A 2,918-nucleotide genomic window follows, 5' to 3' on the forward strand; every position below is an offset into this window, starting at 1 on the left:
GGACTTATAGATGTCAATATCGCTTCAATTGGAACAATTATCCCAATCATTTGAGGGAACTCTTTTACAAGATGAATTACATAAAACTTTGTATGCCACAGATGCATCTGCTTATCGTATTAAACCACTTCTTGTAGCCATACCCAAAACTGAGAATGACATCATCAAAATAATACATTTTGCGGCTCAAAATAAAATTTCAATTACGCCCAGAACAGCTGGTACATCACTTGCTGGGCAAACGGTAGGAAACGGAATCATTGTTGATGTTTCTAAACATTTTACAAAGATAATTTCATTTGATGCTAGAAATAAAACCGTAACGGTACAGCCAGGAGTGATTCGGGATGAACTTAATTTGTTTTTAAAAGAATACGGTTTGTTTTTTGGTCCCAATACGTCTACTTCAAACCGATGTATGATAGGAGGAATGGTAGGTAACAATTCATCTGGAACTACATCCATACGCTATGGAGTGACAAGAGACAAGGTTCAGGAGATTCATGCCATTTTAAGTGATGGCTCGAAAGTTGTTTTTAACGAAATTACTTCTGATGCGTTTATCGAAAAAACAAAAGGGAATACGCTTGAAAGTGCTATTTACAAATCTATGTATGAGGAACTTTCAAATGTTGAAAACCAAAAAGAAATTGTCAAAGAATTTCCAAAACCTGAAATTCATCGAAGAAATACAGGCTATGCAGTTGATTTGCTGTTGCATTCAGAACTTTTTGGTGGAAACCAAAAAACTATAAATGTAGCCAAACTCATTTGCGGAAGCGAAGGAACTCTTGCTTTTATTACTGAAATCACATTAAAAGTAGACTTACTTCCGCCTACAAATAATGTAATGGTTGTAGCTCATTTTAATTCTATTCAAGAGAGTCTTGAGGCCGTAGTTACTGCTATGAAACATCATTTGTACACTTGTGAAATGATGGATGATACCATACTTGATTGCACAAAAAGCAATAGAGAACAGGCTAAAAATAGGTTTTTTATTCAGGGTGAACCCAAAGCGGTAATCATGCTTGAAGTAGCCTCCTATAAAAGTATGGAAGATGCAGAAAATCAAGCAGATCTATTGATAGCGGATTTAGAAAAAAACAATTTTGGCTATGCCTTACCTAAAATTTATGGGACTGATATTGATAAGATTAATGAGTTGCGAAAGGCTGGTTTAGGACTTTTGGGAAGTATTGTGGGTGATGACAAAGCTGCTGATTCTATTGAAGACACAGCGGTTGAATTAAGTGATTTACCGCAATACATTGCTGATTTCTCAACCATGATGGAACGTCACGGCCAAAGTGCTATTTACTATGCTCATGCTGGTGCTGGTGAATTGCATCTTAGGCCAGTATTGAATTTAAAGACCAAGGAAGGCGTTCACCAATTCAGAAATATTGCTACAGAAGTTGCAATTTTGGTCAAAAAATATCGTGGTTCACTCAGCGGGGAACATGGTGATGGGATTGTGAGAGGTGAGTTTTTGCCATTTATGATTGGGCAAAAAAATTACGAATTGCTTAAGAGAGTCAAATTTGCTTTTGATCCTCATTGTATTATGAATGAGGGTAAAATTGTGAATGCTTTTAAAATGGATGAAAATTTACGGTTTGAAGCCGGAAGAATAGAACCAGAAATCAAAACAATTCAAGATTTTTCGGACAGTATGGGGGTGCTTAGAGCTGCCGAAAAATGCAATGGCTCTGGCGATTGTAGAAAACTACCTTCGGCAGGAGGAACCATGTGTCCCAGTTATAGAGCAACTAGAAATGAGAAAGATACAACCCGAGCAAGGGCTAATGCATTGCGTGAATTTTTAACACTTTCAGATCAGGCTAATAAGTTTAATCACAAGGAGTTGTATGAGGTTTTTGATTTATGTGTAAGTTGTAAAGCATGTGCAAGCGAATGTCCAAGTAATGTAGATGTTGCTGCATTGAAATCGGAGTTTTTATATCAATATCAAGAAACTAATGGCTATTCTTGGAGAAATAAAGTTTTTGCTTACAATGCTAAACTGAATGGTTTGGGAAGTCTTTTTCCTAGACTTACTAATTACATGGTTAATTTGCCATTTGTAAAAAAAAGCATGGGAATTGCACCCAAAAGAGAAGTGCCACTATTAGCTAAACAAACTTTTAGAAAGTGGTATGAGAAAAATAGTGAAAACGAAATTACTCGTGTTTTTGAAAACGGAAAAGTATTCTTGTTTTGTGATGAGTTTACAAACTATTATGATGTTTCAGTTGGAATAGACTCTTATCAAGTATTAACAAAATTAGGGTACCAAGTAATTCTCTTGGATCATGAAGAAAGCGGACGTGCCTATATATCTAAGGGTTTTTTGGAACAAGCCAAAGCAATTACAAATTACAATGTTTCTGTTTTTTCAGAATATGTTTCTGAAGATGCACCTTTAATAGGTATTGAACCATCCGCCATTTTGACGTTTAGGGATGAATATCTTCGTCTAACAGATGATAAATCAAAAGCGAAAGAGTTAGCTGAAAATGTATATACAATTGAGGAATTCTTTAAAAATGAAATTACAAAAGGTAAAATTACAAAAGCTCATTTTTCAAATAAAAAACAAACCATAAAAATACATGGACATTGTCACCAAAAAGCATTGAGTACTACACAAGCTACATTTGCCATGCTAAATCTACCTGAAAATAGTACTGTTACTATTTTCAATTCGGGTTGTTGTGGTATGGCAGGTTCTTTTGGTTATGAGAAAGAACATTATGAAGTGAGCATGCAAATGGGAGAGGATACTTTATTCCCAAAAATAAGAACTGCTGATCCTGAAATAGTTCTAGTTGCAGCAGGTACAAGCTGTAGACATCAAATTTTTGACGGAACAGGGAAAAAAGCAGAACATCCTATTACAATTTTGAAAAGTTTCT

At 35.3% G+C, this 2,918-nt stretch carries 1 protein-coding gene; it reads left to right on the forward strand.

Annotated elements, in window-relative coordinates; genetic code table 11:
- Nucleotides 1–10: 10 nt before the first annotated feature.
- Nucleotides 11–2,918, forward strand: a 2,908-nt coding sequence (locus FPG59_RS15350) for an FAD-binding and (Fe-S)-binding domain-containing protein (RefSeq protein ID WP_086455428.1), incomplete at its 3' end; no start/stop codon positions are given.

The sequence above is a fragment of the Flavobacterium sp. FPG59 genome (assembly GCF_002150205.1).
In the GTDB taxonomy this organism is placed as follows: Bacteria; Bacteroidota; Bacteroidia; order Flavobacteriales; family Flavobacteriaceae; genus Flavobacterium.